Here is a 20,976-nt window from a genome sequence, read left to right on the forward strand (position 1 = left end):
AAGGAGCGAAGGCCCGGATCGGGCCTTCGGGGGATATGGGCGAGAATTCTAGCCATGCAGTCTCCCGCCATCCCCCCCTCGACCGAGCGACGCGAGGGCGTCGTCATCGAGACCGACGTCAACCTCAAGCCCTACAACACCTTCGGCCTGCCGGCGACGGCGCGCCGGCTGGTGCGCATTCGCGAGGAACTGGATGTGCGCCGCGTCGTCGACCACCCCGAACTGGGCCGCGCGCCGAAGTTCGTGCTCGGCGGTGGCTCCAACCTGGTGCTGACGCGCGATGTCGACGCGGTCGTGCTGAAGATAGAGATCCCGGGCCTGCGCGTCGAGGAACGCGACGACTGCTGGATCGTCGAGGCCGGCGCCGGCGTGGCCTGGCATGAGGCGGTCGCGGGCTCGCTGGCGCTGGGCGTGCCGGGCCTGGAGAACCTCGCGCTGATTCCCGGCACCGTCGGCGCCGCGCCGGTCCAGAACATCGGCGCCTATGGCGTCGAGCTGAAGGATCGGCTCGAGAACGTGGACGTCGTGGACCTGACCACCGGCCGGCGGGTCACGCTGCCGGCCGAGGTGTGCCGCTTCGGCTACCGGGACAGCGTGTTCAAGCAGACCGGTTACGGCGGCCTGGCCGGCAAGAGCGTGATCACCAAGGTGCGGCTGCGCTGTCCCAAGCCGTGGCAGCCGCAGCTGGGCTACCTGGACATCGAACGCAAGATGGCCGAGACCGGCATCTCCGTGCCCGATGCCCGGCAGGTGTTCGACTGGATCTGCGAGATCCGCCGCGCCAAGCTGCCGGATCCGGCGCGCATCGGCAATGCGGGCAGCTTCTTCAAGAACCCGGTGGTGAGCGCGGAGCAGTGCCGCGACATCATCACGCGCGATCCGCACATCGTGCATTACCCGATGCCCGACGGCAGCTTCAAGCTGGCCGCCGGCTGGCTGATCGACGCCTGCGGGTGGAAGGGCAAGAGCGTCGGCGGCGCGGCGGTCTACGAGAAGCAGGCGCTGGTGCTGGTGAATCGCGGCGAAGCCCGCGGCGCCGAGGTCGTCACGCTGGCGCGGGCGATCCAGGAGAGCGTCTACGGCCGCTTCGGCATCCGGCTGGAGCCGGAGCCGGTGGTGGTCTGAGCCGGCCCGCTCGAGGGTCTCGCGGGCTCGGTCAGATCCAGTGGAATCCTTTCGCCATCAACGCCGCCACGCCGATGGCCACCGTGATGATGGCGCCGAACAGAAGGCGGAAGTCATGCGTGCGGATGGCCATGATCTCGGCGCGCATCTCCTTCCGGAATTCCCTGAACTCGGTCTTGAGTTCATTCATCTCGATCTGCAGTCGGTCCACGTTGGTCTCCAGTACAGCCACCTTGATTGGAAGGTTCGAATGCTGGGCCGAGGCGCCATGGCGGTCAATGACCTCGACATGAGGGGCGTGCTTGTGCGGGGTGGCCATGGGCGGCAGCTGGGCAAGGCCTGGCCCCTTCTTCCTGCTCGATGATGAACTGCGCATGAGAGGGCTCGCGACGGATCTGCTGGGACCTGCAGAGTTTGCGCCGCAAGATCAGCAGCCGCGAGTCGGAAGCCGGCCTTCCGAAGGGGGGCGGCGCAACGCCCTTTCAGGGGGCGCCGGTCAAGTCTCCAGCAACCCCCAGCTGCGCAGGAAGTGCCGCGACATCGCCGCGAACGGCTGGTTGTCGTCGGCCTGGCGGCGCAGCTGCGCGAGCACCTTCGGCGCGCTCGGCGAGTCGTGATCCATCTCCTGGAACGCCAGCGCCGCGGTGTAGAGGAACTCGTAGCGCTGATAGCGCAGGCGCAGCAGCTCGCTGCGATTGAGGCCCAGCACTTCCTCGGCCGCCTTCACCGCGGCCTTCGCCCTCGCGGAGCGGCCACGGGCGATGAGCCATACCTCCTGCGTCGCCTCGATCGCGTTCCAGGAAAACAATCGCTCCGGATCGTCGAGGTAAGGGTCGGGCAGGTGCGCATGCTCGCCGGCGAAGAAGCGCTTCAGCGCGGCGTCCGTCGTGGACGCGGGATCGGGGCAGAAGCGCTCGGCAAGCGCCGCTGCCTTCGCCGCGTCGGCCGGGCGCGTGGCCGGCATGCGTGGCGGCTTCAGCCGCGCGCCGGTGACCGGAAAGCGGTTGCCCTTGTGGACTTGGTTGCAGACCTGACAGCTGAAGGTGTAGTTGTCGACGCAGTAGGCCAGCCACCAGTACGGGTCCTTGGGACGGAAGTGCTCGACGTCGCCGTGCGCGACCACCGCCGTGTCGGCCTCGCAGTAGGCGCATTTGCCAGCGGTCTCGCGCCGCAGCGTCGCCTTCGCGGCCGACCAGATCTGGCGTGACTTGGGCTTGAAGTCGACCCTGCGGCCGTCGTCGTAGAAATAGCCTTCGAGCCGGAGCAGCCGCTGCTGCAGCTTCGCGCCGGTGAAGGCGCCCAGGCTCGCGGCATCGCGTCGCCGCCGCAGCCGGATCACTTGGACCGCTCCACGCGCTTCACCGCGGCCTTGAGCTTGCCCGGCGACAGCGTCGGCGTGGACGCGGGCTTTGCCGCCGTGGTCGACGGCTTCGACGCCGGCGCCGCGGCCTTCGAGGCTTCCGCCGTCTTCGTCGCCCTGGCGACCTTTGTCGCCTTCGCCGTCGATGGCCGCGACTTCGCGGCCGGCTCCGGCGCCGCGGGCTTCGCGGACTGGGCCGCCTGCTTCGCGATGGTTGCCTTGAGTTCCCTCAGCAACGCCGCCTGCTGGCGCGCGTAGCCGGGCACCGCGTCCCACTCCGGCGCGGCCCGCAGGACCTCCGTGCTGCGCTGCAATTGGGTGCGCTCGCGCGCGGTCAGGGCCTTGCCCTTGGCCGTCGACTTCGCCTGCAGCTTGCGGGCCGTGTCGCGCGCCTGCTCGACCACCACCGAATCCATCGACGCCAGGCCGAACATCGGGCTCATCAGCAGCTGGTGCACGCCCATCAGGCGCGGCTCGCCGACGAAGGGCACCAGCGTCGGCCGCTGCTTGGCCCCTTCGCGACGGATGACGAAGAGCTCGCCCTCGCCACTCTGCTGCGCGGTCAGCGCCGAATGCGTCGTCGCGATGAACTGGAAATGCGGCAGCAGCGCCGACAGGAAGTCGACCAGCTGCCGGCGCCAGACCGGGTGCAGATGCAGGTCGAGTTCGTCGATCAGCAGCACGCCGCGCGTGGCGAGCGGGTCCTTGCGATCGGGGAAGGCCTCGGTGATGCGGTAGAGCAGGTCGCCGCACCAGGCGGCCATGTTCTGGTAGCCGTCGGACAGCTGGCCCAGGGGCACCTCGCCGTCGACGGTGTGGAACATCAGCTGGCCCGAGGCCTTGTCGATGCGCGAGAAGTTCATGCCCCGCATCAGCTGGTTGAGCGCCGCGCGGATCGGCGCCAGCGCGCCGGCGCCGCGCCGGTAGTCGAGGTCCATCGCCCAGCGCTGCAGCGAGACCAGTGAGGCGTCGGGCGAGAACATCGAGGCCAGCGCCCGCGCGCGCGGCGAGCGGGCGCTGTCGTCCAGCGGCGCGCTCAGGCGCTTGCCGCCTTCGGGCGGCCGGCGCGACACGCCATATCCCAGCACGAAGTAGTTGCGGTCGGCATGCCGGATCGCCGCATCCAGCGCGTCCAGCGTCCGCGCGTTGCGCTCGAAGATGTCGCGCAGGCCGTCGCCGCGGTGCAGCTCCAGCGCGATCTCGCGCGGCTCGCCCTTGGCCGTCACCAGCGTGCCGGCGATGCGGCATTGCCGCGTGCCGTTGCGGATCCAGGCATCGGCGTCGCCGAGCAGCTCCGGCAGCGCGTCGCTGCCCGCCAGCAGCAGGCCGATCGCGCGCAGCACCGTGCTCTTGCCGCAGCCGTTCTCGCCGAGCAACAGCGTCCAGCGCCGGTTCGTGCCGGCGGCTGCCTCCGGGCTGATGCCGAAGTCGATCGCCAGCGACTCCATCGAGCGCACATTGGTCAGCGCGATGCGGGACAGGTACATGGGACGGGGCTCTCCGTTGCGGAGAGGGACTTTAATGGCCTTTGAGGTCCGCTGAGGCGAGCGGGATCGAACCGGCTCAGCCGGCCGGCCCGGTTCAAGCCGCTTCAGGCCGCTTCGGGCCGGGCGGGCGAGGACGCCAGCGACTGCAGGCAGGCGCGCAGCGTCTCGAGCTCCACCGGCTTGGCCAGGAAGGCGCTGATGCCGGCGTCGTCGGCCTTCTGGCGAGACTCCTCGAACGCGTCGGCCGAGAACGCGATGATCGGCAGCCGCCCGCGCGGCGGCGGCAGCTCCCGCATCCGCCGCGTGGCCTCGAAGCCGTCCATCTGCGGCGTGTGCAGGTCCATCAGCACGACGTCGAAGGCCTGCTGCCGCAGCGCGTGCAGCGCCTGCAGGCCGTTCTCGCACAGCGTCGGCCGATGGCCCAGCCGTTCGAGCATCGCCTCGATGACGATGCGGTTGGTCGGGTTGTCCTCGCTGACCAGGACACGCAGGCCGGTGACCGGCGCATCCTCCGCCGAGGCCGCCGAGGCCGCCGAAGTCGTCGAGGCCGCCGAGGTCGCCGAGGTCGCCGAAGGCCCCTTGAGCGGCGTCGGGGGGGCGGTTGCCGCCTCCGCCGGCACCATGCGGCCGGGCGGCAGGTCGGCGCCGGCGCGCAGCGGCAGCGCCAGCGTGAAGCGCGCCCCCTGGCCGGGCGCGCTCTGCACGTGGATGTCGCCGCCCATCGCGCGGGCCAGCCGGCGCGAGATCTCCAGCCCCAGGCCCGCGCCGCCGTGGCGCCGCGAGGTGCTCGCGTCGCCCTGGCTGAAGCGCTGGAAGAGTCTGGCCTGCGTCTGCGCGTCGATGCCCGGGCCGGTGTCGCTGACCTCGAACATCAGCAGGTCCTCGCCCAGCGGCCCGACGCCGCGTCTCAGCTGGCAGCCCACCTGGCCGCGGTCGCAGAACTTGAGCGCGTTGCTCAGCAGGTTCAGCAGGATCTGGCGCAGCCGCGTCGGATCGGCCAGCACCCAGCCGGGGACGTCGTCGTCGATGCCGAAGTGCAGCGCGAGCCGCTTGGCCGCCGCCTGCGGCCGGCTTAGCGCCTCCAGTTCCCTGACCAGCGCGCCGAGCTGCAGCGGCTCCGGCGCGATCGACAGCCCGCCGGCCTCCATGCGCGTCACGTCCAGGATGTCGCCCAGCACCGCCAGCAGATGGCGCGCGCAGTCGTTGGCGGCCTTGAGCTGGTCCTGCTGCGCGGGCGTCAGCGGCGCCTCCTTGATCAGGCCCAGCATGCCCAGCAGCCCCTGCAGCGGCGTGCGCAGCTCGTGGCTCATGTTGGCGAGGAAGACCGTCTTGGCGCGGTTGGCGGTGTCGGCCTCGCGCTGCGCTTCGTTGAGCCGCGCGGCCAGCGCCTTCTGCTTGTCGCCATAACGCTCCAGGCCGCGGAACTGCCGGTAGATCACGGCCGCGAACAGCAGCGTCATCGCCGACAGCGCCGCCGTCAGCCCCAGGCTGACGCGACTCTGGTTGCGGATGATCTCGTTGCGGCGCGTCACGTCCTGGGCGACGTGGTGGGTCGAGGTCAGCGACAGGTCCCGGATCGGGTCGGCCAGCGGTTCCAGGCGGGCGACGATCTCGGCGATGCGCTGCGGATGCTCGCGGATCAGGGCGCCGTTGAGCGGCAGCGCATCGGCCCAGCGCACGAAGTCCTGCGCGCGCGCGACCGTGCGCTGGTAGTCGGGGTGGTGCGCCAGCACCAGCGCGGCATGCTCGCTCTCCACGAGGTTAAGCCGGCTGACGAAGATCTCGTAGCGCTGCGCCACCTGGTCGGGGTCGACGCCCACGCTCGGTCCGGCCGCCTGCTCCAGGGCCAGGCGCAGCTTCAGGTATTCGGTCTCGAACTGGAACAGGCTCCAGACGAGGTAGTCGTCCTGGTAGCGCCGCGTGCCGTTGAGCGCCTCGTATTGCCGCGCCTGCAGCCAGCCCACGCCGGCGAGCGTCAGCACCAGCAGCAGGCCCATCGCGGCGATGCCGACGCGCCAGCGGCGCTGCCGGGCCGCGACGGTGCGGGAGGCGTCGCGCGGCATGGTCAGCGCAGCTCCAGGTGGGTCAGCTGCCAGGCCGAGCGCCCGTAGAAGACGCTGTTGCGCAGCTCGGGCGCGTGGTCGAAGGGATAGATCAGGAACAGCGGGCCCTTGTCGCGCACCGCCATCGGGCGGTCGTCGAGCAGCCGGGCGACGATCACGTCGTAGCGATGGCTGTCGGTCAGCGGGATCTGGACGCGGTAGTCATTGAGCGCGCGGGCCTCGATCGTGCGTCCCTGCGCGCCGGCGGCGGCGAGCACGTCGCGCAGCAGCGGCCCGGTGAACCGGCGTGGCTGCGGATACCAGGGCGTCTGCGTGCTGAAGCTGACCTGGGGCAGCTTCTCGAGCATCGCCATGTCGAAGGCGGCGCGGCCGTCGCGATTGGCATTGCGCAGCGCTCCGCCCACGGTGAGCACCACCGGTCCGGTGGGCGCCGCCAGCGGCGGCTCGGCCGGCGCCGCCCGCACGGACGGCGCGGCCGCGGCGCCCACGGCCAGGGCACAGGTCAGCAGGCCCTGAAGGGCGGTACGTCGCGCGATCAGCATGAACGGGAGCAGGCACGGCCCGGCCGCGCATCGACGCCCCGAGGGGAGGGCGGATGCCGCGCGGGCATTGGTGAAAGCCCGCATGCTACGCGGGGGCACGGGGAGGAGCATGTCCGGGACCACCCCGATAACAGGGGCCAGTCGGGTTTCCGCCACAGTGGACCGCCGGGCCCGATGTCGCTGTCGAGACAAGGTCGGCGAGGCGGTGGATTGAAGATCGACGCCACAACACAGACAGGAGACAGCCCCGATGACGCGCGTGGTCACCCCCCGTCCCGAGAACGCCGGCGTGCAGCACAGCCACTGGCCGGCGCGACTGCCCCGGCGGCTGGCGATCCCACGGACCTCGCTGTGGTTCAACCTGGAGGTCGCCGCGACGCGGTATCCGGACAAGGCGGCCACCCAGTTCCTCGGCGCGACGCTGAGCTACCGCGAGCTGCGACGGCAGGCCGAGGCGCTCGCCGGCTGGCTGCGCGCGCAGGGCGTGGGCAAGGGCGACCGTGTCGCGCTCTTCATGCAGAACTGCCCGCAGTACCTGATCGCCTTCTACGCGATCAACCGCGCCGATGCGGTGGTGGTGCCGGTCAACCCGATGAACCGCGAGGACGAGTTCGGCCATTACCTGACCGATCCGGAGACGCGCGTCGTCATCTGCAGCGGCGAGCTGTCGGGCATCGTCGCCAAGGCCGCCGAGAAGCTGCCGCCGGCGCAGCGCCCGCGCGCCGTGCTGGTGACCCAGTACTGGCAGATGCTCCCGCCCGCCGGGCCCGATCCGGCCTGCGACGCGCCCGAGACGATGCGGGCCTGGCTGACCGCCGTCCATGAGCTGCCGCCCGGCGCGACCGACTGGCGCGACGCGCTGGCCGCCGGCCAGCTGCCGGGGCCGCATACCGCCGGTCCCGACGACCTGGCGATGCTGCCCTACACCTCGGGCACCACCGGCCTGCCCAAGGGCTGCATGCACACCAACGCGACCTTGATGGCCAACAGCTGCGGCGGTTGCCAATGGGGTTACGCGAGTGCCGAATCGGTCGGCCTGGCGGTGGTGCCGATGTTCCACATCACCGGCACCTTGTATGGCGTGCTCGGCCCGGTCTTCACCGGGATGACGCTGGTGATCATGCCGCGCTGGGACCGCGAGCTGTGCGGGCGCCTGATCTCGCGCCACCAGGTCACGCACTGGACCTGCATCCCGACGATGATCATCGACCTCTTCGCGAGCCCCAACTACAAGTCCTTCGACCTGCGCAGCCTGCGTTATCTCAGCGGCGGCGGCGCGGCGATGCCCAAGGCGGTGGCCGAGCGCCTGCAGGAGGAGTTCGGCCTGACCTTCGCCGAGGGCTATGGCCTGACGGAGACCGCGGCGCCCAGTCACGGCAACCCGCCCGAGCGCGCCAAGCTGCAGTGCCTGGGCATTCCGATCTTCGGTGTGGACGCGCGCATCGTCGATCCGACGACGCTGGAGGAGCTGCCGGTCGGCGAGGTGGGCGAGATCATCACGCATGGCCCGATGGTGTTCCAGGGCTACTGGCGCCAACCGGAGGCGACGGAGGCGGCCTTTGTCGAGCTCGACGGCAAGCGTTTCTTCCGCACGGGGGATCTTGGTCGCATGGACGAGGAGGGCTACTTCTTCATCACCGACCGGCTCAAGCGGATGATCAACGCGAGCGGCTACAAGGTGTGGCCTTCGGAGGTCGAGATGCTGCTGTACCGGCACCCGGCGGTGCAGGAGGCCTGCATCATCGCGGCCAAGGATGCGTACCGTGGCGAGACGGTCAAGGCGGTGGTGGTGCTGCGCGCGGAGGCCAAGGGCAAGACCACGGACAGGGACATCATCGACTGGGCGCACGAGCACATGGCGGCCTACAAGGCGCCGCGCATCGTGCAGTTCGTGGACGTCTTGCCGAAGTCGGGTTCCGGCAAGGTCATGTGGCGTCTGCTGCAGGAGCAGGAATCGAGTTGAGCTGGCGCCTCGCGGTGCACGCGCTGCAGTGCTTCTCTTCGAGGGCAGGGCCGGGGCAGGCGACGAAGTCGTGCCGTCCAGACTGACTGGGCGCGTTCTGTCTGACCAAAGCGAGCCGCAGGCGAGCGGCGGGAGTTGAGCGCCTGAGGCACGACGGGAGTCGCCTGCCCCGGTCCTGCCCGAGCGCAGGTCAGAACCGTGACCCTGGCTGCTTCAGGAAGTCCAGCTCCTCCGGCGTGCTGTCCCGCCCGAGGATGTCATTGCGATGCGGGAAGCGCCCGAAACGCGCGATGACATCGCGGTGTTTGCGCGCGTAGTCGAGCGCGTCGGCGAGGCGCGGGTCTTCGAGGGTGAGGGCTTCGAAGGTGGTGACGCTGAGTTCCTGCATCGCGAGGTCTTCGGCGTGTTCCATCGGCATGGTGGCGAACCAGCGTTCGAGCGTGCAGAGTTCCTGCGACCGGGCCCGAAGCGCGATCGCGGCCTCCAAGGCGAGGGCGTCGCCGGCGAATGTGGCCGGCGTATCGCGATGGATGTTGCGGGTGAACTGGTCCAGCACGACGATGCGCGCGAGCGCGCCCCAGGCGGTGGAGTCCCACTCGCGCAGGCCGCCGTCGAGGGCCTGCGCGACGACCGCGCCGAAGCGCTCGCGCAGCGTGTCGTCGAAGGCGGGGTCCTTCTTGAACCACTTCATCTGGATCTGCCCGTCCTGCGCCGAGCCGGGCGGGCCGAACCATTCGTTGAGCACCCGCTGCGCCGATGCCGGCGTCAGCAGCCGCTGCCAGCGCGGATGGCGCAGCAGCCAGTGGCGCACATAGCTGCAGCCGGGGACCAGCTGCAATGGGAACTCCGCCAGCCAGCGCGCCGCGGTCTCCACCAGCTGCGAGGCCAGGCCTTGCCCGCGCAACTGCGCCGGCACGCCGGTGTGGGTGATGATCAGCTGTTCGCCGTGGCGCTCATAGTCGAGCCGGCATTGCAGTCCGGGTTGCGGCTGGGCAAGAAAGCATCTCGCGTCGGGATGATGCTGGATGACGAAATTCACGCTGCGTCTCCACTGCTGGGCTCCCTGCCGAGTTGCCGCCACAAGTAGGCGAACTCGAGGGCTTGCAACAGCGCGCGCTGCTGGTTGTCCGCCGCGCCGCCATGGCCGCCCTCGATGTTTTCGTAATAGAAGCAGGCTTGCCCCAACGCAAGCATGCGGGCCGCCATTTTCCTCGCATGGCCCGGATGCACGCGGTCGTCGCGCGTCGAGGTGGCGAACAGCGCCCGCGGATATTGCACGCCCGCCTTGAGCTGCTGGTACGGGCTGTAGGCGGCGATGTGCGCCCACTCCGCGGGCTCGTCGGGATCGCCGTACTCGGCCATCCACGACGCGCCGGCCAGCAGCAGGTGATAGCGCTTCATGTCCAGCAGCGGCACCTGGCACACCACCGCGCCGAAGAGCTCCGGCCGCTGCACCATGCAGGCGCCCACCAGCAGTCCGCCATTGCTGCCGCCCATGATCCCGAGCCGCGCCGGCCGCGTCAGGCCGTGCGCGACCAGGTCCTCGGCCACGGCGATGAAATCGTCGAAGCTGCGCTGCTTGTGGGCGAGCGTCGCGGCCTGGTGCCAGCGCGGGCCGTACTCGCCGCCGCCGCGGATGTTGGCCACCACCAGCCGCCCGCCGCGCGCGAGCCACGCCCGGCCATTGCCGCCGGAGTACCACGGCTGCAGCGAGACCTCGAAGCCGCCGTAGCCGTAGAGCAGCGTCGGCGTGTCGGCGCCGCGGCCGGCCTTGCCGATGACGAAGTAGGGCACGCTCTCGCCGTCGGCGCTGGTGGCGAAGCGCTGCTCCACCGTCATGCCGTGCGCGTCGAACTGCGCGCCGCGCTGCTTGAGCGTCTCGCGCGCGTCGGTGCCGGCCTGCGCCAGGCAGACGATGTCGGGCGTCAGGAAGTCGCAGTAGTGCAGCAGGTAGCGGTCGCCGAGCCGGTCCTCGGCCAGCTCCGGGTCGTGCAGGCTCTGCACGCTGAGCGTGCCGGGGAAGGGCGCCTTGACCTGGCGCAGGACCGGTGGCCGGTGCGACAGGTCCCATTCCTCGAGCCGGCTGGCCACATGCTCGCTGACGTTGAGCAGCAGGTGGTGGCGCGTCAGCGTGTAGTCCTCCAGCGAGCGGCCCGCGGTCGGCGAGAACATCACGCGCAGGTGCCTGTCGTGGCGCTCGTTCTTCCAGAACGCGGCTTCCTCCATCAGCAGCAGCGAGCCGGCCGGGTAGGTCGGGCCGTGCGGGATGGCCCAGTCGGTGCGCGGACGCAGCAGCATCCACGGGCCTTCCAGGTGCACGCTCATGTCGCTGGGCAGGTCGATGGGCACGAACTCGCCTTGCTTCCAGAGGAAGCGCGACTCGTTGTAGAAGTCCAGCGCGCGGCTGAACACGACCCGCTCGAAGCCCGGCGTGCGGTCGACCGACACCGACACCGAGACGTCGTCCTTCTCGCCCTCGAAGATCACCGGCGCGGCGTCCAGCGGCGTGCCGCGCGCCCAGCGCCGGATCTGGCGCGGATACCCCGACTCGGTCAGCGAGTCGGGGCCGAAATCGCTGCCGACCAGCAAGGTGTCGGCGTCCAGCCATTCGACGTCGCTCTTGGCCTCGGGCACGAAGAAGCCGCCTTCGGCCGGCGGGATGAAGCGCAGCGCCTCGAGGTCGAACTCGCGCAGCTCGTGGGCATCGGCGCCGCCGTCGGACAGCGACACCAGGCAGCGCCGGTAATCGGGCGCGAGCGCGGTCGCGCCGTGGAAGACCCAGCTTCGGCCTTCGTCGCGGCCCAGCGCGTCCAGGTCCAGCACCAGCCGCCACGGCGGCTCGGCGAGCTGGTAGTCCTCCAGCGTGCAGCGTCGCCACAGGCCGCGCGGATGGGCTTCGTCCTGCCAGAGGTTGTAGAACCAGTCGCCGCGCCGGGCCACATGCGGAATGCGGTCGCGCGCGTTCAGGATCTGCAGCAGCTCCTCCCGGACCGGCTCGAACTCGGGCTCGGCCTTCAGCGCGGCCAGCGTCGCGTCGTTGCGCTCGCGCACCCAGGCCAGCGCGCGCTCGCCCTCGGCGCCTTCCAGCGCCTCGAGCCACAGGAACGGATCGTCCGCGGCGGTGGCGGGGTCGACGGATGCGGACGGCTCGGAATGCGGCACAACGGTCTCCTGGTCAAGGGCGCGGGCGGCTCGTCACCTTACCCCACAAGTCACTGCTCGGCTTCCTTCAGCAATTGCGGCGTGATCTCCACAGCGCCCTTCTCGGTGCTGACGTACGCCGTCCCGTCCTGGATGCTGACCTGCCACTGCATGCCGCGTTCGGCCAGGGCGGCCAGCGCCTGCGCCTGGTCCGCCGGGATCTGCCACACGGCCAGCCGGGGCGTGCGCTGCAGCTTGTTCTGGATGCCGCTCCACCATACCGGCGTGCTGGACGCGTAGCTGATGACGGTGACGCGCTCGGCGCGGCCGTGGGCCTGGCGCAACCGGCGCTCGTCGGGCTGGCCCAGCTCGATCCAGTGGACCACCTCGCCGGTCAGGTCCAGCTGCCACAGCGGCGGCTCGTCGACGTCGGACAGGCCCTTGCTGAACTCGAGCCGGCCGCGCAGGTCGTCGGCGGGCACGTGCAGCGCGTAGGCCAGGATGCGCAGCATCATGCGCTCGTCGGTCTCCGACGGGTGGCGGGCGACGGTCAGGGAGTGCTCGCCGTAGACATGGCGGTCCATGTCGGAGAGCTGCAGCTGGGCTTTGTGGATGGTGGCCTTGAGCGCCATGGTCGAAGGGCCGCCCGAAGCGGCCGGGGTGCGGGGTGGATGCCCCGGCGTGCGGGCTGCACGCGGGGCGGAAACGATCTGAAGCGGCGCATTATCCCGGTCGTGGCATCATGCCGACCCGCATGGCGGCCTGCTCCGGCCGCCCCATGAGACTGCGGGCCGGCCGGTGCCACCGGCGAGCCCGTGCCGACGAGACAGCGCCCACCCGGCGCAATGACCTGAGAGACGACATGAACACTCTTCGCACCTCCCTCGCCGTCGCCGCGCTGCTGGCCTGCGGTCTGGCCGTCGCCCAGACCAGCGGCACCAAGCCCGCCACGCCGGCCGCGCCGGCCGCCGCCAAGGGCGGCAAGGGCAAGCTGATGACCCGCGACGAGCTGCGCGCCTGCATGGCCAGCAACCAGCAGAACGAGGCCGCCGCGGCCGAGCTGGACAAGAAGAAGGCCGTTGTCCTGAAGGAGCGCGACGAGCTCAAGGCGGCCAAGGCCGAGTCCGACAAGTTCGAGTCGGACATGCAGGCCCAGGGCGCCGCGCTGAAGGCCGAGATCGAGTCGGTCAAGGCCTTCGGCGCCGAGATCGAGGCCGGTGCCTCCAAGATGGAGAAGGACCAGCTCAAGGCCAAGCAGGAGGAGTACCAGGCCCGCGCCAACGCCCTCCAGCCCAAGATCGATGCCTTCAACAAGGCGCGCAATGACCGCGTCGAGGTCAACAAGGCCTTCAACACCCGCGTCGATGCCCACCAGAAGATCGCCGACGACTTCAACGAGGCGGTCGAGGACCTGAACGACAAGCGCAACGAGTGGAAGCTCAAGTGCGGCAACCGGTCCTACGACGAGGCCGACGAGATCGCCATCAAGAAGGAAATGAACAAGAAGTAAGGCGTTCCCCTTTCGACGCCTCGGGAACGGCGCCGGCACCGATCGCGGTCCGGCGCCGTTCCTACAATCGGCGCCCTGTTGATGGCCCCTGGAGACACGATGAGCGCCGCCCCTGCTGCCAACCCGCTGCTGTCCGCCTGGACCGGCCCCTACGGGCTGCCGCCGTTCGAGGCGATCGAGGCCGGGCATTTCGAACCGGCTTTCGACGCGGCGCTGGCCGCGCACCGCGCCGAGCTCGACGCGATCGCGTCGCAGCCGGCGGCCCCGACCTTCGAGAACACGCTCGCCGCGCTCGATCGCGCCGGGCGCGCGTTGACCGCGCTGGAGCACCTGTTTTCGACGCTGAGCGCGTCGGCGAGCTCGCCCGAGCTGCAGGCGGTGCAGCGGCGCATGGCCGCGCCGCTGGCCGCGCACACCAACGCGATCTACCTGAACGCCGCGCTGTTCGCCCGCGTCGAGGCGCTGCATGAACAGCGCGCCGCGCTCGGGCTCACGCCGGAGCAGCGCCGGCTGCTGGAGCGCGTGCACCTGGACTTCGTCCGCGCCGGCGCCCGCCTGCAGGGCGCGGACCGAGACCGCTACGCCGCCAACATGGAGCGGCAGGCGGAACTCAACACCCGCTTCGCGCAGAACGTGCTGGCCGACGAGAGCGGCTACCAGCTGGTGCTGCGCGGAGAACGCGACCTGGCCGGCCTGCCGGACTTCGTCCGCGCCGCCGCGCGCCAGGCGGCGCTGGACCGCGGGCAGGTGGAGGAGGGCGTGCATGTGGTGACGCTGTCGCGCTCGCTGATCGTGCCCTTCCTGACCTTCAGCGAGCGGCGCGACCTGCGCGAGCAGGCCTGGCGCGCCTGGGTCGGCCGCGGCGACGCGACCGGCGAGACCGACAACCGAGTGCTGGTGCGGGAGCTGCTCGCGCTGCGGCATGAGCAGGCCACGCTGCACGGCCATCGCAGCTTCGCCGACTACGCGCTGGCCGACACCATGGCCGGCCGCCAATCCGCCGTGCAGGCGCTGCTGGACCAGGTCTGGGAGCCGGCCAAGGCGGCCGCCGCGCGCGAGCGGGCGATGCTCGACGAGGTGCGCGAGCAGCTCGGCCACGACCTGAGCATCGAGGCCTGGGACTGGCGCTGGTACGCCGAGAAGGTGCGCCAGCAGCGCTTTCAGCTCGACGAGGCGGAGGTCAAGCCCTACTTCCCGCTGGACGCGATGGTGCGCGCGATGTTCGACTGCGCCGAGCGCCTTTACGGCCTGCGTTTCGTCGAGCAGCCGCAGGTCGCCGGTTATCACCCGGACGTGAAGGTCCACGAGGTCCGGGGCGAGGATGGCCGCCTGCGCGGCGTCTTCATCCAGGACAACTTCGCGCGTCCGACCAAGCGCAGCGGCGCCTGGATGAACGCGCTGCGCTGGCAGGCGCGCAACGGCATCGACGCGCTGCCGATCATCCTGAACAACAACAACTTCGCCAAGGGCGCGCCGGGCGAGCCGACGCTGCTGTCCTTCGACGACGTGCGCACGCTCTTCCACGAGTTCGGCCACGGCCTGCACGGGCTGCTGTCGGACGTCGAGTTCGAGCGCCTGTCCGGCACGCAGGTGCTGCGCGACTTCGTCGAGCTGCCCTCGCAGCTGATGGAGCACTGGATGGCCGAGCCGGCGGTGCTGAAGCAGCACGCGCGCCATCACCGCACCGGCGAGCCGCTGCCCGACGCGCTGCTGGCGCGGCTCAAGGCCGCCGCCACCTTCAACCAGGGCTACGAGACGGTGCGCTATTGCGCGTCGGCGCTGGTGGACCTGGCCATCCACGCGCGGGAAGAGGCCGAGGCGCCGGACCCGGTCGCCTTCGAGCGCGAGACACTGGAGCGCCTGGGCCTGCCGCCGGCGGTCGGGATGAATCACCGGCTGACGCATTTCCAGCACCTGTTCTCGGGCAGCTATTACGCCTCCGGCTATTACGTCTACCTGTGGGCGGAAGTACTGGACTGCGATGCCTTCGAGGCCTTCGTCGAGGCCGGCGATCCGTTCGACCGGTCGGTCGCCCGGTCGCTGCTGGACAACATCCTGTCGGTGGGCAACAGCCGCGAGCCGGGCGCGACCTACCGGGCCTTCCGCGGCCGCGACGCGCGGGTTGAGCCGATGCTCAAGGGGCGGGGACTGGTGCCCGCCTGACCTGCCGGACCCGCCTGAAGGCGGGCCGGGACTCCCCCTGTCGAGGGCCCCGGAAGGGGCCCTCACCGTTTCGGGTAAACCCGGATCGCGGGCGCCGTTCATCGCGCTCCGCCGCAGTTCGTCGCTAGCAACAACGTGTTGGTCGCAGCAGACTTTTGCTAGGGGTAAACCCCTGCGACAGTTCGCCCCATGCCGCAAGAACAACCCCGCGGCCCCTGGAGGAAGAGATGAACACCATTCGCTGCCACGACCGTTTCGCGACGCTCAAGCGCCTTGCCGCGCTGATCGGGATCGGGGCCGGCATCGCCGCCGGCCTGCTGATGGCGCTGCCCAGCCGCGCCGGCCAGCCGGAGCGCCTGCCGACGGTGGTCATCAACGGCAAGTCCGCGCCGACGCTGGCCGCGCTGCGCGCCGCCGGCGAAGTCCAGACGCTGCCCACGGTGGTGGTGACCGGCCGCCGCGCCGACACCGGCGTGGACGGCGAACAGGTGGCGTCGCGATGAGCGGCCTGGCGAGCTTCCTGGCGCGGCGCGTCGCCGACGCGGCCATCGAGCTGGATCCGGCCTCCGGCATCCGCCTGTCCTGGCCGGCGCCGATGAACGCGTCGGGCGTGGATCGCGCGGGCACATCCCCCGCGCGGCTGCCGGTGTCCCCCTCGCTCCCTATGATGCGGGGATGGACTCTGCCCACGCCGCCCTCGATCCCGTCGCTGCCCACGTGACGCCCTCGCCCGAGGTCGTTCCGCTCGCGGCGGCCTCGCCCCTCCAGACCCGCTTCGCCGCGGTGACCGGCGCCGGCTCCGGCATCGGCCGCGCCGCGGCGCAGGCCTTGATGCAGGCTGGCTGGCAGGTCGCGCTGCTGGGGCGTCGCGAGGCGATGCTGCGCGAGACCGCGGCGCTCGCGCCGGAACGCGCGCTGGTGCTGCCCGCCGATGTCGCCGACGAGGCCCAGGTGAGCGCCGCCTTCGACGCGATCGAACGCCGCTGGGGCCGGCTCGACTTCCTGTTCAACAACGCCGGGCGCGGCGCGCCGGCGTCGGACATCGACGAACTGAGCCTCGAGACCTGGCGGGCCGTCGTCGACGTCAACCTGACCGGCAGCTTCCTCTGCGCCCGCGCGGCCTTCGGCCTGATGAAGCGGCAGTCGCCCCGCGGCGGGCGCATCGTCAACAACGGGTCGATCTCGGCGCATGCGCCGCGGCCGGGCTCGATCGCCTACACCTCGACCAAGCATGCGATCACCGGCCTGACCAAGACGCTGGCGCTGGACGGCCGCCGGCATGACATCGCGGCCGGCCAGATCGACATCGGCAATGCCGAGACCGACCTGACCGAGCGCTTCAAGCAGGGCGTGCCGCAGGCGCATGGCGGCACGATGGTGGAGCCGGTGATGGATGTCGGCCATGCCGCCAGCGCCGTGCTGTACATGGCGGGATTGCCGCTGTCGGCCAACGTGCCTTTCCTGACGGTGATGGCGACCAAGATGCCCTACATTGGCCGCGGCTGACCGCCCGCGTCCGGGCCTTGAATCCGGGCTTGAATCCGGGCCCGACCGCCCCGAACTGAACGACCGATGAACGCTCTCTCCACGCTTTTCTCGATCGCCGCCCGCCTCGTGCTGGCGGTGGCCTCCCTGGTGCTCTTCCTGGTGGTGCTGGCCGCCGGGCTGGTGATTTTCGGCGGGGTGCTGCTGTGGAGCCTGATCCGCGGCCGCCGGCCGACGCTGCACACGGCGGCGTTCCAGCGCGCGGCGCAGTTCCGCGCGCAGGCGTTCCGCGGTGGACGCGGACCGTTCCCCGGCGGGATGCCCGGGGGCATGGCGGGCACCGGCCGCGCGCCGCAAGGCGAGGTCATCGACGCCGAGGTCCGCGAAGTGCCCCACAGCGATCCGCGCCTGGAGCGCTGACCATCGCCGCAGAGCTCAATACTTGGGCGGCGCGCTGAGCTCGTCCCAGAGCTCGTCGTAGATGCGGTAACGCGAGGGGCTGATCGCCCCCGCCTCGACCGCCGTCAGCACCGCGCAGCCGGGCTCATGCCGATGGCTGCAGTTGTGGAAGCGGCACTCGCCCAGATAGGGCTTGAAATCGGGCATGTAGCTCGCCAGGTCCGGCGCGGCGATCTGGCGCAGGCCGAATTCCTGGAAGCCCGGGGAATCGATCAGCGCGTCCTCGCGCCCCGCATCCATCCAGTACCACTGCGTCGTGGTCGTCGTGTGGCGCCCGGAATTCAGCGCCTGCGAGATCTCGCCCACCTGCGCCTGCGCATCGGGCACCAGCAGGTTGATCAGCGTGCTCTTGCCGGTGCCGCTGGGCCCCAGCACCAGCGTCGCCTGGCCGTGCAGCAGCGGCAGCAGCACCTCGCGCGACTCATCCGGGCGGCCCTTCAGGCTGAGCTCCAGCACCCGCTGGCCCATGGCCTTGTACGGCGCGAGCCGCTCGCGCGCGGCCTGGGCGCCGGGCAGGTCGGTCTTGTTGAGCACGATGTCGGCGGCGATGCCGGCGCTCTGCGCCGCGATCAGCGCGCGGGTGAGCTGCGATTCGGAGAACTGCGGCTCGACCGCCACCAGGATCAGCAGCCGGTCCAGGTTGGCGGCGAAGCTCTTGGTCTTCCACTCGTCCTGGCGGAACAGCAGGTTGCGCCGCGGCTCGACCTTCTCGATCACGCCCTCGTGCTCGCTGCTGCGCATCCAGCGCACGCGGTCGCCAACGACGCAATCGCTCTTCTTGCCGCGGGTCAGGCAGTGGATGCGCTGCCCGTCCTGGTCCTCGACGACGTAATGGCGGCCGTGCCCGCGCACCACCAGCCCGGTCTGCGGCGCCTTGCTCATGCGACCTGTCCCGCCGGCGCGGCCGGTGCGCCCGACAGCGACGCGATCGCCGCCAGCCGCTCGCTGGCCGGCGGATGCGAGTAGTAGAAGCGCGCGAACAGCGGGTCCGGCGTCAGCGTGCCGGCGTTGTCCTCGTGCAGCTTGAGCAGCGCCTGCGACAGGTCGGCGCCGCTGGCCTGGGCGCAGGCATAGGCGTCCGCCTCGAACTCGTGCCGCCGCGACCACAGCGACATCAGCGGCGTCAGGAAGAAGGTGAACGGCGGCAGCGCCAGCATGATCAGCAGCAGCGCGAGCGCGTCGTTGGGCGCGTCCAGGCTGGGACGCACGCCCAGGCCCAGGTAGAAGCCCGCCTGCGTGCTGAGCCAGCCCAGCAGCGCGAAGCCGGCCAGGCTGAGCGCGAACATCAGCGCCATGCGCTGCGGCACGTGGCGGCGCTTGAAGTGGCCCAGCTCGTGCGCGAGCACCGCCTCGACCTCGGGCGGATCGAGCCGCTCGAGCAGGGTGTCGAAGAACACCACCCGCTTGGCCGCGCCCAGGCCGGTGAAGTAGGCGTTGCCGTGCGCCGAGCGCCGGCTGCCGTCCATCACGAACAGCCCCTTGGCCGCGAAGCCGCAGCGCTGCATCAGCGTCTGGACGCGCTCGCGCAGCGCGGCGTCCTCCAGCGGCTGGAACTTGTTGAACAGCGGCGCGATGACGGTGGGATAGATCACCAGCATCAGCAGGTTGAAGCCCATCCACGCGCCCCAGGCCCACAGCCACCACAGGCTGCCGGCCTGCGCCATCAGCCACAGGATCAGCGCCGCGATCGGCAGCCCGAGCAGCGCACCCACCGCCAGGCCCTTGAACCCGTCGACGATGAACAGCCGCAGCGTCGTGCGGTTGAAGCCGAAGCGTTCCTCCAGCCGGAAGGTGTTGTAGAGCGACCAGGGCAGGTCGAGCAGCCCGGACAGCAGCCCGAAGACCGCCAGCAGCGCGAGCTGGTAGCCCATCGGGCCCAGTTCCTGGCGCCAGGACAGGGCCCACTGGTTGAGCAGGTCCAGGCCGCCCAGCAGCGTCCAGCCGATCAGCAGCGCGGTGTCCCAGGCCAGGTGCAGCGTGCCGAAGCGGCCGCGCGCGACGGTGTAGTCGGCGGCCTTCTGGTGCGCGGACAGCGGCACGGTGCCGACGAAGGCGGCCGGTACCGCGCCGCGGTGGCGCGCGACGTGGCGCATCTGGCGCGAGGACAGCCAGAGCTTGACCAGGAAGGAGACGATCACCGCGGCGACGAAGGCCGCGGTCAGCGCGAGCGGGGAGGTGGCCAGCGCGGAGGGCGCCGGCGCGGCGGCGATGGCCGCGGGAGGGATCTGCATGGGCTCGAAGTGTAGGTCCCCGGGGCGACACATCCGGTGCACAGCGGCGCGCATCCGGCGCGCATCCGGCGTGCGGCAGCGGGCCGCCGCCAGCGTGGCCCCGGAGGTCAGAGGCCGGCGTGGGTCTCCGCGCCTTCCACCAGCCGCGCCGGCCAGTCCCGGCCGACCACGAGGCGGACATCACCGCGCAGGCCGGCGCGTTCGCTCAACGCCGTCGTCACACCCGCCGGCAGGGCCAGCGCCACGCAGCGCGCGGCCGCGGCCTGGCCGGCGGCGTAATCCACGCGGGTCCGGACCACGTCGTAGGCGGGCTGGTTGGTCAGGCGCGCGCGCGGCAGTCCGCGCTGCGAGAGCCAGCCTTCCACCCGCGCCGCCATGCCGGTCGCGCCCATGCCATTGCTGACTTCCAGCCGCTTCGGGGGCGCGCACCCGTCGGGCGGTGGCAGCGCCTGGCCGAGCGAAGCCGCCGCCGCGATCGTGGCGAGCTCGGTCGTTGGAAGGCGGGTCGCGGGTATCGGCGCCGTGTCGAGCGCGGGAATCGGCGCGGTATCGAGCGCCGGCGGCGACATGACGATCGCCGTCGTCGTCGCCGCCGCCGTCGTCGTCGCCGCCGTCGTCGTCGCCGCCGTCGTCGCCGCCGCCGTTGCCGTCGCCGCCGCCGTTGCCGTCGCCGTCGCCGTCGCCGTCGCCGTCGCCGCCGATGCCGTCGTAGCCGACGCCGTCGTTGCCGATGCCGATGCCGTCGTCGTTGCCGTCTCCGGCCGCGTGGCGACGAGCCGCGTCATCGCCTCGTCGCGGTTCGCGCGCGCCAGGGCGTGCGAGGGATCGAGGGCGAGCGCCTCGTCGAGCGCCGCGAGCGCCGGCGCCGGCTGGTCCTTCAGGAGCAGCACGTAGGCGAGGTTGTTGTGCGCCCGGGCCCGCCCCGGCGCGAGCGCGACCGCCTGGCGCAGCGCGGCCTCGGCCTCGTCGAGCCGGCCCGCCGACGCCAGCGTGCGGCCCAGCCCATCCCATGCCGCCTCCGACGACGCGTCGCGTTCCGTCGCCTTGCGATAGGACTGCGCCGCGCGCGGCCAGTCGCGCGAGCCTTCGAAGTAGCGGCCGGCCGCGAGGTAGGCCTGGACCGCCTGCGGCGTGTCGTCGACGCGGTAGACCGGCGCGACCTGGTAGGCGCGCGGCGGCGCCGCCGGCGGCCACAGCGCGCAGCCCGCCAGCGTCAGTGCCGACGCCGCCTGGCCGAGCGCGACCGCCCGGCGCAGGCCGGCAGCGCGCCCGCGCCCTGGCCGCGTGCGAGGCGGCAGCGCCGTCGGCGCCGCGCCGCGGCTGGGCGAGGGATCCATGTCGAGTTCGACATCGACGACTGGGGCGCCGCTGCGGGAGGGCGCGGCGCGAGGGCGCTCGGACGCCGGGGCGGGCAGGGCGGACGCGGGCGACGGAAATCGGCTTTGCA

Annotated in this window: 19 protein-coding genes; 8 read left to right on the plus strand and 11 right to left on the minus strand. The window is 71.3% G+C overall.

Annotation, left to right across the window (positions count from 1 at the left end; all coding sequences use genetic code 11):
- Positions 1–54 precede the first annotated feature (54 nt).
- Entirely contained in the window at positions 55–1,125 is a 1,071-nt protein-coding gene (gene murB / locus ACTJKJ_RS10775) for a UDP-N-acetylmuramate dehydrogenase (protein WP_440820425.1), read from the plus strand.
- 31 nt (positions 1,126–1,156) lie between these two features.
- On the opposite strand, the gene ACTJKJ_RS10780 is transcribed toward murB, so the two are convergent.
- The 5 genes from ACTJKJ_RS10780 to ACTJKJ_RS10800 all read right to left on the minus strand — a co-directional run bounded on the left by ACTJKJ_RS10780 (position 1,157) and on the right by ACTJKJ_RS10800 (position 6,577).
- The gene (locus tag ACTJKJ_RS10780) at positions 1,157–1,444 is read right to left on the minus strand and encodes a hypothetical protein (RefSeq protein WP_091732986.1); all 288 of its coding nucleotides are present in this window, start codon (positions 1,442–1,444) and stop codon (positions 1,157–1,159) included.
- A gap of 177 nt (positions 1,445–1,621) precedes the next feature.
- The gene (locus ACTJKJ_RS10785) at positions 1,622–2,464 is read right to left on the minus strand and encodes a hypothetical protein (RefSeq protein ID WP_091732990.1); all 843 of its coding nucleotides are present in this window, start codon (positions 2,462–2,464) and stop codon (positions 1,622–1,624) included.
- Positions 2,461–3,972: an AAA family ATPase gene (locus ACTJKJ_RS10790; protein ID WP_440820426.1), complete on the minus strand. Its 1,512-nt coding sequence runs from the start codon at positions 3,970–3,972 to the stop codon at positions 2,461–2,463. The genes ACTJKJ_RS10785 and ACTJKJ_RS10790 overlap by 4 nt, the downstream gene beginning before the upstream one ends.
- Positions 3,973–4,076: 104 nt before the next feature.
- On the minus strand, positions 4,077–6,035 hold the full coding sequence (locus tag ACTJKJ_RS10795; protein ID WP_440820427.1) for an ATP-binding protein: 1,959 nt from the start codon (positions 6,033–6,035) through the stop codon (positions 4,077–4,079).
- Positions 6,036–6,037: 2 nt separating this feature from the next.
- On the minus strand, positions 6,038–6,577 hold the full coding sequence (locus tag ACTJKJ_RS10800; protein ID WP_255488684.1) for a hypothetical protein: 540 nt from the start codon (positions 6,575–6,577) through the stop codon (positions 6,038–6,040).
- A 250-nt stretch (positions 6,578–6,827) separates the two neighbouring features.
- Here ACTJKJ_RS10800 and ACTJKJ_RS10805 point away from each other — a divergent pair, with 250 nt between their 5' ends.
- Positions 6,828–8,540, plus strand: coding sequence for a long-chain fatty acid--CoA ligase (locus ACTJKJ_RS10805; RefSeq protein ID WP_440820428.1), 1,713 nt, complete (start codon positions 6,828–6,830; stop codon positions 8,538–8,540).
- 190 nt (positions 8,541–8,730) lie between these two features.
- Here the strand turns inward: ACTJKJ_RS10805 and ACTJKJ_RS10810 are convergent, their stop codons facing one another.
- The 3 genes from ACTJKJ_RS10810 to ACTJKJ_RS10820 are packed head-to-tail and all read right to left on the minus strand — an operon-like array spanning position 8,731 to position 12,313.
- The gene (locus tag ACTJKJ_RS10810; RefSeq protein ID WP_440820430.1) at positions 8,731–9,579 is read right to left on the minus strand and encodes a DUF924 family protein; all 849 of its coding nucleotides are present in this window, start codon (positions 9,577–9,579) and stop codon (positions 8,731–8,733) included.
- On the minus strand, positions 9,576–11,702 hold the full coding sequence (locus ACTJKJ_RS10815) for a prolyl oligopeptidase family serine peptidase (protein ID WP_343607586.1): 2,127 nt from the start codon (positions 11,700–11,702) through the stop codon (positions 9,576–9,578). Before ACTJKJ_RS10815 ends, ACTJKJ_RS10810 begins: the two co-directional genes overlap by 4 nt.
- A 50-nt stretch (positions 11,703–11,752) precedes the next feature.
- Positions 11,753–12,313 carry a YaeQ family protein gene (locus ACTJKJ_RS10820; RefSeq protein WP_091733012.1) on the minus strand — a complete coding sequence of 187 codons (561 nt, stop codon included), beginning with the start codon at positions 12,311–12,313 and terminating at the stop codon, positions 11,753–11,755.
- A 230-nt stretch (positions 12,314–12,543) separates the two neighbouring features.
- On the opposite strand from ACTJKJ_RS10820, the gene ACTJKJ_RS10825 reads away from it, so the two are divergent.
- The 6 genes from ACTJKJ_RS10825 to ACTJKJ_RS10850 all read left to right on the plus strand — a co-directional run bounded on the left by ACTJKJ_RS10825 (position 12,544) and on the right by ACTJKJ_RS10850 (position 17,259).
- Positions 12,544–13,191, plus strand: a complete 648-nt coding sequence (locus ACTJKJ_RS10825) for a hypothetical protein (RefSeq protein WP_297381972.1) — start codon at positions 12,544–12,546, stop codon at positions 13,189–13,191.
- Between the two features lie 99 nt (positions 13,192–13,290).
- Positions 13,291–15,354 carry a M3 family metallopeptidase gene (locus tag ACTJKJ_RS10830; RefSeq protein ID WP_440820432.1) on the plus strand — a complete coding sequence of 688 codons (2,064 nt, stop codon included), beginning with the start codon at positions 13,291–13,293 and terminating at the stop codon, positions 15,352–15,354.
- Between the two features lie 227 nt (positions 15,355–15,581).
- A complete protein-coding gene (locus ACTJKJ_RS10835; protein WP_091733024.1) occupies positions 15,582–15,857 on the plus strand; it encodes a hypothetical protein in 276 nt (91 codons plus the stop codon).
- Positions 15,854–16,075, plus strand: coding sequence for a hypothetical protein (locus ACTJKJ_RS10840; protein WP_440820433.1), 222 nt, complete (start codon positions 15,854–15,856; stop codon positions 16,073–16,075). The genes ACTJKJ_RS10835 and ACTJKJ_RS10840 overlap by 4 nt, the downstream gene beginning before the upstream one ends.
- Positions 16,030–16,860: an SDR family oxidoreductase gene (locus tag ACTJKJ_RS10845; protein WP_440820434.1), complete on the plus strand. Its 831-nt coding sequence runs from the start codon at positions 16,030–16,032 to the stop codon at positions 16,858–16,860. The genes ACTJKJ_RS10840 and ACTJKJ_RS10845 overlap by 46 nt, the downstream gene beginning before the upstream one ends.
- Positions 16,861–16,926: 66 nt before the next feature.
- Complete coding sequence (locus tag ACTJKJ_RS10850; protein ID WP_183492079.1) at positions 16,927–17,259, plus strand: hypothetical protein; 333 nt, start codon at positions 16,927–16,929, stop codon at positions 17,257–17,259.
- Between the two features lie 15 nt (positions 17,260–17,274).
- Here the strand turns inward: ACTJKJ_RS10850 and rsgA are convergent, their stop codons facing one another.
- From rsgA to ACTJKJ_RS10865, 3 genes are all read right to left on the minus strand, one after another.
- A complete protein-coding gene (gene rsgA / locus ACTJKJ_RS10855; RefSeq protein WP_297381963.1) occupies positions 17,275–18,180 on the minus strand; it encodes a ribosome small subunit-dependent GTPase A in 906 nt (301 codons plus the stop codon).
- Positions 18,177–19,529 (minus strand): M48 family metallopeptidase, encoded by a 1,353-nt coding sequence (locus ACTJKJ_RS10860; RefSeq protein WP_297381961.1) that lies wholly within the window; start codon positions 19,527–19,529, stop codon positions 18,177–18,179. The genes rsgA and ACTJKJ_RS10860 overlap by 4 nt, the downstream gene beginning before the upstream one ends.
- 107 nt (positions 19,530–19,636) lie before the next feature.
- Complete coding sequence (locus ACTJKJ_RS10865; protein WP_440820435.1) at positions 19,637–20,866, minus strand: tetratricopeptide repeat protein; 1,230 nt, start codon at positions 20,864–20,866, stop codon at positions 19,637–19,639.
- Positions 20,867–20,976: the final 110 nt, after the last annotated feature.

Source organism: Roseateles sp. 22389, from assembly GCF_052044995.1.
Taxonomy (GTDB): Bacteria; Pseudomonadota; Gammaproteobacteria; order Burkholderiales; family Burkholderiaceae_C; genus Roseateles.